This window comes from Polaromonas sp. P3_A5, from assembly GCF_056403055.1.
Map to the genome: position 1 here is coordinate 1,441,178 of NZ_JBFUGF010000001.1, position 13,231 is coordinate 1,454,408.

The window sequence follows — 13,231 nt, forward strand, 5'->3', positions numbered from 1 at the left end:
GGATTTCTGCGATTGTTTCAAGAATGGGTAACCTTGCTTTCAACGCGAAGCGTCCGTCGCGCTGTTACCTTGCCACGCTCTTGGACTCAAGCTTTTCCAGGTCAGATACCGGCACGGGCATGAAAATCAATCAACGACCACGCAAATATGGCCGTCCATTTTTCTTTGCTACGGCACGGGAGGACTGCTGTCCGCCAGCTCGACTTCCACGTCATAGATTTCAGTGATTTTCCAGTGCGAACCGTCATGGCTTGCCTGGCCGAGTACTTTTACAAGGAATGAACTGCGCTGCTTCTCCGTCTGCAGTGTGATTTCGCAGATGAAGTCGAGCTTTTCGGGACCGTCGGGAAGCGCCCCAAGGAGTTGATAACCAGCCCGGCTGAACCTGCCCTCTTTTCTTCGCTGCCGTAATTTTTCAATCTCAGGCGTGTGAAGAACGAGGGCAGTGAGGTGGTCGATAAGTTCATCGATCACTACCTGCGGGTTTATTTTCATGTTGTATGTGAGCTCTTCTAGGAATCTCCTGATTATCGATCTTTAGTATTACATTTTTCTATCTCTGTTGTAACCAATCTCTAGTTAATACGGCATTTCGTTTTCAATAATTTCATCAATTGCAATAGAAAATTCGTCGGAACCAACGTTTTTGTTAAGCGCCAAACCCCGGCAATAGACTGCAGGCTCTCATGCCCGACCTCTTTACCTTGGTGACAGCGTTGCCGTTTGAGAATGTGTTTCCCCGCAACGCAAAAAAGTCGCCCGGAGGCGGCCAACTATGTTGTCTCGTGTTCTCAAGCTGGCGTGGCCAAAGAAGCCGCCAATTGACCGGCCTTTGCCACGATGGCTTCGCGTTCCTCCAGGGGCTTTGGGCTCCCGGTCAAATACACCGTGATCACCACAGGCGCGCATCCCGCAGGCCACAAAACGCCGATGTCGTTGGTGGTGCCATGGGCGCCTGTACCCGTCTTGTCGCCAACCAGGCAGTCCCGCGGCAGCAGGGCGCGCAATCGCCGGTCGGATGTCTTGCTGGCGATCAGCCACTGGCGCATCTGCTGGCGCGAGGTGTCTGACAGCGCATTGCCCAGCACGATTTTTTGCACGGTGCCCAGCATGGCGGCAGGCGTAGTGGTGTCGCGTGGATCGCCGGGCGTGGCTTCATTCAGCGCGGTTTCAATGCGATCCAGTCGTGTCATGCGGTCACCGAGCGAGCGCGCGTAGTCGGTCAGGCCCTTGGGCCCGCCGAAGCTGGCCAGCATCAGGTTGGCGGCCGTGTTGTCGCTGACGGTGATAGTGGCTTCGCACAACTCCGCGAGCGACATGCTGCCACCGGCTCTTGGCCCGGTGACCGGTGAATGGGAAACCAGTGCCGCGCCGTCAACAGGCAGCAGGCGGTCCAGCCGTTCCTTTCCGGTGTCTACCCGGTGCAGCACCAGCGCAGAGGCCAGCAGCTTGAAGGTGCTGCACAGGGGGAAGCGTTCCGCCGCGCGGTGTCCATGCTGCACGCCGGTACCGGTGTTGAGGATGGCAACACCGAGCCGGCCGCCGCTTTCCCGTTCAAGGGCTTTGAGCCGCCCGATGACCGAACTTGAATCAGCGGCTTGCGGTGCGCCGCTCATACCCCATAAATTCTGGGCATGAGCTGAAACCATGCCCGCCGCTATGAAGCTTCCCAGTGCGCCGGTAAATTGTCGTCTCTGCATCATTTTTACTCTCGGGTTGGTATGAAAACGGTAACGATATTGAAGGGCTGCAATTCCGGCAAACGGGAATAATCGAGGCAACTCATAAGTAAATCTTGGGCTTGAACAGATGCATCTTCCTTTGAACGCCTTGCGCGCCTTTGAGGTGTCCGCGCGCCACCTGAGCTTTACACGGGCCGCAGACGAGCTGAACGTCACGCAAACCGCGATCAGCCAGCACGTTAAAAACCTGGAGGAACGCATGGGCGTTCCCCTGTTTCGGCGGCTTCCGCGCGGCCTTGCCCTGACCGACGAGGGCCAGGCACTGTTGCCCGCGCTGTCGGAATCGTTCGGCCGCATCGGCGCGTTGCTGGAGCAATTCCGCGATGGCCGCTTTAGGGAGGTACTGAGCGTCGGGGCTGTCGGGACTTTTGCCGTGGGCTGGCTGATCCCCCGTCTGGCGGCGTTCCAGCAGGTCCACCCTTTTGTTGATTTCAGGTTGTTCACCAACAACAACCGCGTGGACCTGGCCGGCGAGGGCCTGGACTACGCCATACGCTTTGGCGACGGCGCATGGCACGGCACCGAAGCCGACCTGCTTTTTCCCTCGCCGCTGTCACCCGTTTGCTCTCCTGTAACGGCTTCCCGTCTGCGAGAACCTGCTGATCTGGCCGGTGAGGTGCTGTTGCGCTCTTACCGGTCCGATGAATGGGTGAGCTGGTTTGCCCTGGCCGGTGTGGACTGCCCGGTGGTCAGGGGGGCGGTGTTTGATTCGTCCCTGACCATGGCGGAAGCTGCCGCGCAGGGCGCCGGCGTTGCCTTGCTCCCGGTGAATCTGTTTACGCGAGAGCTGCACGAAGGGCGCCTGGCAAGGCCGTTTCCACTGGAAATTGAAAACGGCAGTTACTGGCTGACCCGGCTCAAATCCCGGCGCGTGACGGGGGCCATGGGCGTTTTTCGTGACTGGATCACCCGCACATGCTGCGCACGATAATTGCTGTGCCGAGCCTGCACCATCCCGCCTGAACACGCACCACGGAATCACCCATGCGCCTGCGCCACATCGAAGTCTTCAACGCGGTCATGCTCACCGGCAGCGTCAGCGGGGCGGCCCGCCTGATCAATGTCACCCAGCCCGCCGTCAGCCGCATCCTGCAGCATGCCGAGCTGCAGCTGGGTTTTGCCCTCTTCCAGCGCAGCAAGGGCCGGCTGACGCCGACCTCCGAAGCTTTGACGCTGTACCCGCACATCGAGCGGCTGTTTGCCCAGCTCGATGAAGTGCAGCGCCTGGCGGCCAACCTCAAGACGGGTGAAAGCGCCAGGGAGCTCCGCATCCTGACGGTGCTGGCGCTCAGCTACGAAATCCTGCCCCACGCGATCAAGCTCTTTCGGATCAAGCATGCTGACGTGGCGATTACCGTGCGGGCGTTGCATTCGCCGCAAATTATCTCGGCGCTGGCGCTACAGGAGGGGGATGTCGGTTTCCTTTTCAGCCCGGCAGCGCATTCGGCGCTGGCACAGGAACACCTGGCCGACGGCCGCATGGTGTGCGTGGCGCCCAAGGGCATGCTGCCTGGGCGCCTGGTCAAGCGTGGCAGTGTCACGCTTGAGGACCTCACCAAGGTACCGGTCGTCGGGCTTGACGTGATGGACCCGGTGGGCCGCAGCCTCAACCAGGCCTGCCGCGAGGCAGGGGTGGGCCTCGAATTCCATATCACCGTGCAGACCTACCATTCGGCGCTGGCGCTGGCCCACCACGGGCTGGGCATTGCGGTGATTGACACGTGCACAGCGGCGTCCGCCGATCTGACGCGTGTGGACCTGCTGGAACTGGAACCCTTGATCCCGGTGCCGATCAATGCGCTGTTGCCCGCAGGCAAACCCGGCTCGGTCATCGTGCGGTCATTTGTGAAGTGTTTTCAGCAAGCCCTGACGCAGCGCGCTTCAACTCCCGCGTTGCGCAAAGCCTGAAGGTCAGCGCTCCAGCATGCGGCTGATGCGCTGCGCAGAGCCGAACGCCAGGGTGAAACCCAGGGCGCCATGCCCGGTGTTGAACAACAGGTTGGCCGGGCCTTTGGCATGCGTGCCAATGACCGGCAGCCCGGTGGGAGTAGCAGGGCGCATGCCGGCCCAGGGGTTCAGGGTTTCAAAGTGGCTGCAATCCGGAAACACTGTCTGCGTCGACGCTTTCAGCGAAGCAATCTGTGCCGGGTCGACGGCGGTGTCGTAGCCCGAAAGCTCGGCCATGCCTGCCACGCGCAGGCGCGAACCGATGCGGGCAAATACCACCTTGCGGGCGCTGTCGGTCACGCTCACCTGCGGTGCTGCGCCATCGCCAGGTGCGACGTCCACCGTGATGCTGTAACCCTTCAGCGGGTAGACCGGAAGGTGCACACCCAGCGTGCGTGCCATGCGCGCAGACCCGGCGCCCATCGCCATCACATAGCGGTCGGCTTCGAGATGGCCTTGCGGCGTCGCGACAGCTGCAACCAGGTTGCCGCGCACAACCAGTTGCTCGACGGGTGTGTCCAGCAGGAAGCGCACGCCTTCCCGGCGCAGCACCGCGAACAAGCCATCGCAGGTCTTCTGGCAGTCGGCCGCACACTCGCCTGGTGTGTAGATGGCGCCGGCGATTTGTCCGTGGCGGTTTTTGAGCGCGGGCTCGATCTCCACGCAGCGGTCGGCGCTGACCGCCTCCTGGGTACTGCCCAGTTCACGTTGCAGCAACATCTGCCGGCGCGCTGCAGCGAACGCGGCATCGCTGGCGTACAGCACCAGCTTGCCCGTGGCCGAGAAATCGCAATCCAGTTTTTCTTCGGCCATCATCGCGTCAAAAGACTGGCGGCTGAGCGCCGCCAGCGACAGCAAATGGCTGGTGGTGTTGCGTGAGGTCTTGCTGTTGCAGGCCGCCAGAAACTGCGCGCCCCACAACCACTGGCGCACATCCAGGCGAGGCCGCAGCTTCAACGGGGAAGAGGGCGACAGCAGCAGCTTGGGAAGCTGCCGCCAGATGGCGGGATCTGCCAGCGGCTGCACGTAGGAGTAGCTCAGTTGTGCGCCGTTGCCGCCGCTGGCGCCGCTGCCGGGGCTGGCGCGGTCCACCACTGTCACCTCGTGGCCGGCCCGCCGCAAGCTGTAGGCGGTTGCCAGTCCCACGATTCCTGCACCGAGCACACACACATGCATAGAAGCCTCTTTGTTCCCTGAAAGAGCGCCACTTTACGCAGTGGGTACAGGTTTGAACAATGCTGAATGCGCGAGGGTCATGACGTGTGGTTATGCCCTCCTGCGAAGGGTGGCCGAAGGGATTCTGGGTAAACCATGAGTTTTGGTCATGGGTTTGCCGCGAAAATGAATGACACGCCAGACGCTGCTGTTCCTACACTAGCGATGCCAGCTTCCCGAAACTACCAACCCACCGCCCCCCCGAAAGGACAAGCATGAAATTCACTATCCTCATGACCGCCGTGCTGCTGACAGCCGGCCTGGCCACCACTGCCGGCGCGCAAACGGTGCCGACCCTGAAAAAGATCGCCGACAGCAACAAGATCACCGTGTCCTATCGCGAAGCTTCGGTGCCTTTCAGCTACCTGATCGGGTCCAAAACCTCGGTGGGTTTTTCGGCAGAACTGACAGAAGCCATCATTGACGACATTCGCAAGAAGGTGAAAAAACCCAATCTCGAAGTCGCCTACATGCCCGTGACCTCGCAAAACCGCATCCCCTTGCTGGTCAACGGCACCTACGACCTCGAGTGCGGCTCGACCACCAACAACAGCGCGCGTGGCAAGGACGTGGCATTTGCCATCAACCACTTCTATACCGGCACCCGCCTGCTGGTCAAAAAATCATCCGGCATCAAGAACTACGCCGACCTGGCCAAAAAGACGGTGGCCAGCACGACCGGCACCACCAACGCGCAAGTGATCCGCAAGTACAGCGCCGACAAAAAACTCGACATGCAGCTCATCCTGGGCAAAGACCACGACGATTCGCTGCTGCTGGTCGAGAGCGATCGCGCCCTGGCTTTTGCCATGGACGACATCCTGTTGTTCGGCCTGATGGCCAACTCCAAGAATCCGGCGTCGCTGGAAGTGGTGGGTGATTCGCTGCAGGTGGAGCCCTATGCCTGCATGCTGCGCAAGGACGACCCTGAGTTCAAGAAGCTGGTGGACGGCACGATCATCCGCCTGATCAAGTCCGGCGACTTTGCCAAGATGTACGCCAAGTGGTTCACCTCACCCATCCCGCCAAAGGGCGTGAACCTGAACCTGCCGATGAGCGAAGAGCTGAAGGCCAACCTCAAGGCGCTGAGCGACAAGCCGGCCATGTAAGCACCAGACGGGGAGCGCCTGCGCGCCGCTCCCCGTCCTGCTTTCACAGCTGCCGCGCCCGATCGGGTCCGCAGCTTCTCCTCCCCCAGAAATCCCCAACCCGGAGCCTTTGGCGCCAGTGGGTGGGTGCGCGCCTTGAATTTTGTTTTGGAGTTTGAGCCATGAGCAGCACTGAAAGACAGGCCCTGCACAGAGCCCATGTGGTCGGCATCCTGGGCGGCATGGGCCCGGCGGCCGGCGCGGACTTTGCGCGGCTGTTTGTCCAGGCGTGCGCGGATCACATGCGGTCGCTGCAGATTCCCGTGTCTGACCAGGCATTTCCCGAGCACTGGCTGGCCCAGGTGCCGGTGCCGGACCGCAGCAACGCGCTGGGTTCACCGGGGCCGGGCGGCCATCAGCCCCTGGATCCCATGTTGCAAGCAATGGGGAAACTCGCCGCGTTAGGTGCCACCACTGTCGCGGTGGCGTGCAACACGGCCCATGCGTGGCACGCCGAATTGCAGGAGCGCTTTCCCCAGCTTGAAGTGCTGCACGTGGCGCGTGAGGTCGCGCAAAACCTGGCCGGCCGCGGGGTAGGGCAAGTAGGTTTGCTGGCGACCGAGGGTACGTACCGGGCGGGCCTCTACGACCAGGCCTTGCGCCAGGCGGGGCTGCAATGCCACATTCCTTCCGTTGAAGAGCGTGAACGCCTGATGCGCGGCATCTATGAGGGCGTGAAAGCCGGCAACATGGCTTTGGCGCGTGAATGTTTTGCAGGCGTGGCCAGCGCGCTTGCAGGGCGGCACGGTCTTTCAGTGCTGGTTCTGGGCTGCACCGAGATTCCGCTGGCACTCAGCGCGGTGCCTGGCATGGATTCACTTGAACTGGTGGATCCGGCGGCCCTGCTGGCGCGGGCGCTGGCGCAGCGAGCGTATGCCTGAGCGTTCATCACCATCCTGCATGGCTCAGAACAGCCAATTTTTGAATCAAATAGGCCTCTAGTCCAATGGGAATGTGCGCGAGTAGCTATAAAAATGATAGCGAAAACGGGGCAGTTTCCCAGTCTCTCAATCGGCTGATGCGCTCCAGCGGTTGTCCCAGGCCTTGTCGAGCGTGCGCCGGTCGCGTTTGGTGGGGCGTCCATGTTCCTGGCTGCCGGCCGGATCGGCTGCCACCCGGCGCTGCTCGGCGGCCTCGGCTTTGAGGTGCAGGCTTTCTTCGGTTTCTTCGTAGAGCTGCTGGGCCACCGGCGCTGCGCCTCGCAGCTTGCTGATGCCGCGCACCATCAGGGTACGGGTGTAGGGGCCCTGCCGCAGTGTCACGGTGTCGCCGGATTTGACTTCACGCGCGGGCTTGGCTTCGATGCCGTTGATGCGTACGCGGCCCTTGTCAATTTCTTCCACTGCCAGGGCGCGGGTCTTGTAGAAGCGGGCGGCCCACAGCCACTTGTCGATTCGCAATTTGTCCATTGGGGCCTATTCTGTACCAAGGCATGGGGCGCTGTGTAGGATCGCGCCGCGTTTGGATCGTGAACAGGTTCTCACGTCGTGGGCAGGCGTACCGTGGCGTCCAGGCCCGTTACACGGCCGTGTACGACGCGGTTTTCCAGCGTAATGCTGCCATGCATGGTTTCGGTGATCTCGCGGCAAATGGCCAGGCCCAGCCCGGAGCCGTGGCGCACGTTGCCTGCGGAAAAAGGCTGGTAGAGCCGCGCCGACAACTCTGCCGACACCCCCGGCCCGCTGTCGCTGATGGTCATGGCGACAACGCTTGCATCGCGCACAATGCGCACCGTCAGCGTGCCGCCGGCCGGCGTATGCTTGATGGCGTTGTGCAGCAGGTTGCGCGTGAGTTCGCCCAGCATCCATTCATGCGATGTGACGCGCGCCGGCACGGTTTCTATCTCGAAATCGATGTCCTTCTCGGCAATCAGGGGCGAGAGGTCCAGCGCCACAGAGCGCACCACCTGCGCCAGGTCGATGGCCTGCAGGTCAGCCTGCTGGCGCAATTGCTCCACCTTGGCCAGCGCCAGCATCTGGTTGGCCAGGACGGTGGCGCGGTCCACCGTCTGGTTGATTTCCGCCAGCGCGTCACGGGCATCCATGTCGCCGCGCAGTGCGGATTGCACCTGTACCTTGAGCACCGCCAGCGGTGTGCGCAGCTGGTGGGCCGCATCCCGGACAAAGCGCTTCTGGTTGTCCAGCAGGTGCTGCAGCCGGCCCATGACCTCGTTGGTGGCATCCACCAGCGGCAGAAGTTCGCGGGGCGCATCGGGCGCGGTAATTGCCGTCAGGTCGCCTTCGGGACGGGCCTGCAGCTCGGCGCTGAGGCGCCGTACGGGCCGGGTGGCGCGCTGCACCACGACGATCGCCACCAGGGCGATCACCGCCAGCAGCAGGGCCTGGCGCCACAACGTGTCGAACAGGATTTTGCGGGCCAGTGTTTTGCGCAGTTCCAGGGTTTCGGCCACCTGGATTACCGCCATGGCGCGGCCTTTTGCACTGGACACGGGCTGGAGCAGAACCGCGACCCGCACATCGTCGCCCATGAAGACGTCGTCATAAAAATCCACCAGCGCCGAATAGGGGGGCCGTGCCGGGATGCGCCCGTGCCAGAACGGCAACTCCGAAAAACCGGACACCATGCTGCCGCCGAGGCTGGAGACCCGGTAAAAAAGCCGGCTCTGGTTGTCAGCTTCAAAAGCTTCCAGCGCCGCGTAGGGCACTGTGACGCGCAGCTCGGACTGCTCGTCGTAGCCCGTAACATCGAGCTGCTCGCCGATGGATTTGGCAGAAGCCAGCAGCGTACGGTCATAAGCCGTGTTCACCGCGCCCAATGCCTGCCGGTACAGGCTGAAGGTGTTGGCCACTACCAGCAGGCCCACCGGCAAAAGAATGCCGATGAGCAGGTATCTGCGCAGGGAGATGGCGCTTGCGCCGGGTTTTGTTTCGGGTGCTGCGGGGGGAACTGCCTGAACGTCCTGTCGCGGCTGCGGGGAGCTCATGCATCCACTTTCAACAAATAGCCCAGGCCGCGCAGCGTGACCAGCGTGACGCCGGTTTGCGCCAGTTTCTTGCGCAGGCGGTACACCACCACTTCCACCGCCTCGTATTGCACGTCCGCCTCGCCGGGAAACACCAGCTCGAACAAGCGCTCTTTTGACACTGCATGGCCGGGTTTGGCGATCAGTGCCTGCAACAGCGCCAGTTCACGGGGCGTCAGCTCCAGCACCTGGTCGCGGTGGTAGATGGCCCCGCTGTCTTTTTCATAGCGCAACTCGCCCACGATCTGTGCGCCGGCGTCGTTTTCCATGGGAAGGGCGGTTGCCGCACGCCGGCGGCTCAGGGCACGCAGGCGTGCTTCCAGCTCATCGAGGTCGAAGGGTTTGGGCAGGTAGTCGTCGGCCCCGGTGTTCAGGCCCATGATGCGGTCACCTACCGTGCCGCGTGCGGTCAAAATCAGCACCGGTGTGGCCAGCCCCTTGAGGCGCGCCTGCTCCAGCACCTGCAAGCCGTCCATCCCGGGAAGGCTGAGGTCCAGCACCACCACATCGGGCTGGGTGTCCGTCCATTGCGCCAGCGCCTGGCGGCCGTCGGTGCAGCTGAAAACCTCCATGCCGCGGCGGCCCAGTGCTCGCTGCAGCGCGGCCTGCATCGAGGCATCGTCTTCGATCAGTAACAATTTCATGGGGGGCAACATGTTAGGGCCTGTTAACACTATGTTTGCAAGATGCGTTGCGAGTCAAAAAGGCCTTGAGCAAGGCGCAAAACGCAGGCGGGGTGGACCCCGTCAAGGCTTTGCAACGCCGCGCAAGGCTTTTTTGATCGCAACCCGGAGGGAATGGGGTGAGAAAGCCGCCACTCGGCGTTGCGCTCCTAGCCCAGACGAAGGTCTGGGCGTCGTCACGCGCCTTGATTGGCGGCTTTCTCACCCCATTCGCATTTGCAAACATAGTGTTAACAGGCCCTAGACATTAGCACTTTCCCCAATGCTTCCGGACAGCCGTTTGACAGAAACGAAGCGCATGATAAGCCCGTGATCGGCTGGATGCCTTCGCCAGCCCGGCAAGCTCAACAATTTCACAATCCTATTTTCAAGGAGACATTCATGCGTCGCGATACCTTTCTCAAATCCCTGGCAGCCATGGCGGCTGCGGGCGCCTTGCCCCTGCCGGCTTTTGCCGCGGCCAACGTCAAGATGATGATTCCCGCCAATCCCGGCGGCGGATGGGACACCACGGGCCGTGCCCTGGGCAAGGCCCTGACGGACTCCAAGGCCGCCGATACCGTGACCTATGACAACAAGGGCGGCGCCGCCGGCGCACTGGGCCTGGCCCAGTTCGTCAACGGCTCCAAGGGCGACCCCAACGCACTGATGGTGATGGGCGCCGTCATGCTGGGTGGCCTGATCACCGGCAAACCGCCGGTCAGCCTGTCGCAAGCCACCCCGATTGCACGCCTGTCCAGCGAATACAACGTGTTTGTGCTGCCTGCCAACTCGCCATTCAAGTCCATGAAGGACGTGGTCGAGCAGCTCAAGAAAGACCCCGGCAGTGTGAAGTGGGGCGGCGGTTCGCGCGGCTCCACCGAGCACATCGCAGCGGCCATGATCGCGCAGAAGGTCGGTGCCGATCCCTCGAAGATCAACTATGTGGCTTTCCGCGGCGGCGGCGAAGCCACGGCTGCCATCCTGGGCGGCAACGTCACTGTGGGCGGCAGCGGCTACAGCGAATTTGCCGAGTACATCAAGGCCGGCAAGATGAAGGCCATTGCCGTGACCTCGGGCAAGCGCCTCCCCGGTGTGGATGTGCCGACGCTCAAGGAGCAGGGCATTGACGTCGAAATCGGCAACTGGCGCGGGGTCTACGGTGCGCCTGGCATCACGGACGCACAGCGCAAGGCCCTGACCGACATGGTGCTGGCCGCGCTCAAGTCGCCGGCCTGGGCCGAAGCCGTCAAGAAGAACGACTGGACTCCCGCAGTCCTGACGGGCGAGGCATTTGCCAAGTTCGTGGATGACGACTTTGCGGCGCTGCGCGCCACGATGGTCAAGTCCGGCATGGTCTGATCTTCGGCGTTTTTACGCCCCCCACGCTTTCGCGTATCAGCGGCACGCGGCGCCGTCAAATTTGATGAAAATTTGACGAAAGGCCCGCGTGCCCCCAGACTGCTCATGTCTGGCCAACCTTCCCCGCCTTTCGGGAACTATAACGATGACAACTTCAGATCCCTCGGCCGTCTGGCCGCAAACTCTGGTCGGTGCCGGTGTGCTGCTGACCGGCCTGGCGCTGGCCTTTGGTGCGATCAGCATTTCTTCCGAGGCAGGTTATGGCGGTGTAGGCCCCAATTTCCTGCCCTGGGTGGTGTCGGTGGGCCTCGCCATTTGTGGCGCCTTCATCATCTGGGAGGCGCGCAGTGGCGGCTTTCGGGACCTGGACCTGCCTTCGGGTGCGGCGCAGGCCTACTGGCCGGGTTTTGTATGGGTCTCGGCGGGCTTGTTGCTTAATGCCGCCCTCATCACCACCATCGGTTTTATTCTGAGCTGCACGCTGTGTTATTTGCTGGCTGTGCAAGGCCTGCGCCGTGCGGGTGGCCAGGCAAGCGTCAATGCGCCGCTTACCTGGGTCACCGATTTTGGGGTGGGTTTCGCGATTTCCGCGCCGGTGTTCTGGATGTTCACGAAATTCCTGGCGATTAATCTGCCGGGCCTGACCAGCACGGGGTGGATCTGATGGATATTTTCAATGCCCTGATGGCGGGTTTCGCGACAGCGATCACGCCGGTTAATTTGCTCTGGTGTCTGGTGGGTTGTGCTCTCGGCACAGCGGTGGGTGTGCTGCCCGGCATCGGCCCGGCGGTGGCGGTGGCGATGCTGCTGCCCATTACCGGCAAGGTCGATATCACGGCCTCGATGATCTTCTTCTCAGGCATTTACTACGGCGCGATGTATGGCGGATCGACCACGTCCATCCTGCTGAACACGCCTGGCGAAACCGCCAGCATGGTGACGGCCATGGAGGGTAACAAGATGGCCAAGAGCGGGCGCGCGGGCGCGGCACTGGCCACGGCTGCTATCGGCTCGTTTGTGGCAGGCACCATTGCCACCGTCATCGTCACGCTGTTTGCGCCTTTTGTGGCCGAGTTCGCAGTCAAGCTGGGTCCACCGGAATACTTCCTCTTGATGCTGCTGGCCTTCACCACGGTGAGTGCGGTGTTGGGCAAAAGCACCTTGCGCGGAATGACGGCGCTGCTGGTCGGCCTGGCCGCAGGCTGCGTGGGACTCGACCAGATCTCCGGCCAGGGGCGCTATACCGGCGGCATCCCGGAACTGCTGGACGGCATTGAAATCGTGTTGGTGGCGGTGGGCCTCTTTGCGGTTGCCGAAGTGCTCTATGGGGTGCTGTATGAAGGCCGCATGGTGGAAGAGCAGAACAAGCTCAGCCGCGTGCACATGACCAAGGCGGACTGGAAGCGGTCGATCCCCGCCTGGTTGCGTGGCACGGCCATCGGCACGCCCTTCGGGTGCATCCCGGCGGGCGGCACCGAGATCCCGACCTTCCTGAGCTATGCAACGGAAAAGAAGCTGGCCCAAAACCAGCCGCACAGTGCGGAGTTCGGCACCAAAGGCGCCATCGAAGGCGTGGCCGGCCCCGAGGCTGCCAACAATGCGACCGTGACGGCTGCGCTGATCCCGCTGCTCACGTTGGGCATACCGACCTCCAACACCACGGCGATCTTGCTGGGCGCGTTCCAGAACTACGGCATCCAGCCCGGTCCGCAACTGTTCACCACGTCAGCCGCCCTGGTGTGGGCGCTGATTGCTTCGCTTTACATCGGCAACGTGATGCTGCTGGTGCTGAACCTGCCCATGGTGGGCCTGTGGGTCAAACTGCTGAAAATTCCCAAACCGCAGCTGTACGCGGGCATCCTGATTTTTGCGACGGTGGGCGCATACGGCATGCGGCAAAGTGCATTCGACCTCTTTTTGCTGTACGCCATCGGCCTGCTCGGTGTGCTGATGCGACGCTTTGACTTTCCGACCGCCCCTGTGGTGGTGGGCATGATCCTTGGCCCGCTGGCTGAGGCTCAATTGCGCAATGCCATGTCGATTGGCGAAGGCAGCCCCGCCGTGTTTTTCCAGCGCCCCATGTCGATCACGCTGGTCGTGATTGTGGTTGCGGTGCTGGTGCTTCCGCGTATGGCTAAATACTGGAAGGCGAAAAAACCTGCAAGTTGAGTT

13 protein-coding genes are annotated in these 13,231 nt (G+C 62.1%); 7 read left to right on the forward strand and 6 right to left on the reverse strand.

What is annotated here, in order from left to right; all coding sequences use genetic code 11:
- Window positions 1-168 precede the first annotated feature (168 nt).
- Together AC1DU8_RS06960 and bla are read right to left on the reverse strand one after the other, a co-directional pair.
- Window positions 169-495 carry a hypothetical protein gene (locus AC1DU8_RS06960; RefSeq protein ID WP_457280273.1) on the reverse strand — a complete coding sequence of 109 codons (327 nt, stop codon included), beginning with the start codon at window positions 493-495 and terminating at the stop codon, window positions 169-171.
- 296 nt (window positions 496-791) lie between these two features.
- Window positions 792-1,700, reverse strand: a complete 909-nt coding sequence (gene bla, locus AC1DU8_RS06965; RefSeq protein WP_477726578.1) for a class A beta-lactamase — start codon at window positions 1,698-1,700, stop codon at window positions 792-794.
- 109 nt (window positions 1,701-1,809) lie between these two features.
- Between bla and AC1DU8_RS06970 the strand changes: the two genes are divergently transcribed.
- Together AC1DU8_RS06970 and AC1DU8_RS06975 are read left to right on the forward strand one after the other, a co-directional pair.
- Entirely contained in the window at window positions 1,810-2,673 is an 864-nt protein-coding gene (locus AC1DU8_RS06970) for a LysR substrate-binding domain-containing protein (RefSeq protein WP_457280275.1), read from the forward strand.
- A 53-nt stretch (window positions 2,674-2,726) separates the two neighbouring features.
- Entirely contained in the window at window positions 2,727-3,650 is a 924-nt protein-coding gene (locus tag AC1DU8_RS06975) for a LysR family transcriptional regulator (protein ID WP_477726579.1), read from the forward strand.
- Window positions 3,651-3,653: 3 nt separating this feature from the next.
- Here the strand turns inward: AC1DU8_RS06975 and AC1DU8_RS06980 are convergent, their stop codons facing one another.
- On the reverse strand, window positions 3,654-4,865 hold the full coding sequence (locus tag AC1DU8_RS06980) for a D-amino acid dehydrogenase (protein WP_477665726.1): 1,212 nt from the start codon (window positions 4,863-4,865) through the stop codon (window positions 3,654-3,656).
- A 254-nt stretch (window positions 4,866-5,119) separates the two neighbouring features.
- On the opposite strand from AC1DU8_RS06980, the gene AC1DU8_RS06985 reads away from it, so the two are divergent.
- Entirely contained in the window at window positions 5,120-6,013 is an 894-nt protein-coding gene (locus AC1DU8_RS06985) for a transporter substrate-binding domain-containing protein (protein WP_457280278.1), read from the forward strand.
- Between the two features lie 161 nt (window positions 6,014-6,174).
- A complete protein-coding gene (locus tag AC1DU8_RS06990) occupies window positions 6,175-6,933 on the forward strand; it encodes an aspartate/glutamate racemase family protein (protein WP_457280279.1) in 759 nt (252 codons plus the stop codon).
- 126 nt (window positions 6,934-7,059) lie between these two features.
- Here AC1DU8_RS06990 and AC1DU8_RS06995 read toward each other — a convergent pair whose 3' ends face one another.
- The 3 genes from AC1DU8_RS06995 to AC1DU8_RS07005 form a co-directional block, all read right to left on the reverse strand.
- Entirely contained in the window at window positions 7,060-7,461 is a 402-nt protein-coding gene (locus AC1DU8_RS06995) for an RNA-binding S4 domain-containing protein (RefSeq protein ID WP_477726580.1), read from the reverse strand.
- Window positions 7,462-7,532: 71 nt separating this feature from the next.
- Window positions 7,533-8,996, reverse strand: a complete 1,464-nt coding sequence (locus AC1DU8_RS07000; RefSeq protein WP_477701949.1) for a sensor histidine kinase — start codon at window positions 8,994-8,996, stop codon at window positions 7,533-7,535.
- Entirely contained in the window at window positions 8,993-9,691 is a 699-nt protein-coding gene (locus AC1DU8_RS07005) for a response regulator (RefSeq protein ID WP_477689345.1), read from the reverse strand. The genes AC1DU8_RS07000 and AC1DU8_RS07005 overlap by 4 nt, the downstream gene beginning before the upstream one ends.
- A gap of 408 nt (window positions 9,692-10,099) precedes the next feature.
- On the opposite strand from AC1DU8_RS07005, the gene AC1DU8_RS07010 reads away from it, so the two are divergent.
- From AC1DU8_RS07010 to AC1DU8_RS07020, 3 genes are all read left to right on the forward strand, one after another.
- The gene (locus AC1DU8_RS07010) at window positions 10,100-11,059 is read left to right on the forward strand and encodes a Bug family tripartite tricarboxylate transporter substrate binding protein (protein ID WP_457280283.1); all 960 of its coding nucleotides are present in this window, start codon (window positions 10,100-10,102) and stop codon (window positions 11,057-11,059) included.
- Window positions 11,060-11,204: 145 nt separating this feature from the next.
- Entirely contained in the window at window positions 11,205-11,723 is a 519-nt protein-coding gene (locus AC1DU8_RS07015) for a tripartite tricarboxylate transporter TctB family protein (RefSeq protein ID WP_457280284.1), read from the forward strand.
- The gene (locus tag AC1DU8_RS07020; protein ID WP_457280285.1) at window positions 11,723-13,228 is read left to right on the forward strand and encodes a tripartite tricarboxylate transporter permease; all 1,506 of its coding nucleotides are present in this window, start codon (window positions 11,723-11,725) and stop codon (window positions 13,226-13,228) included. Before AC1DU8_RS07015 ends, AC1DU8_RS07020 begins: the two co-directional genes overlap by 1 nt.
- Window positions 13,229-13,231 lie beyond the last annotated feature (3 nt).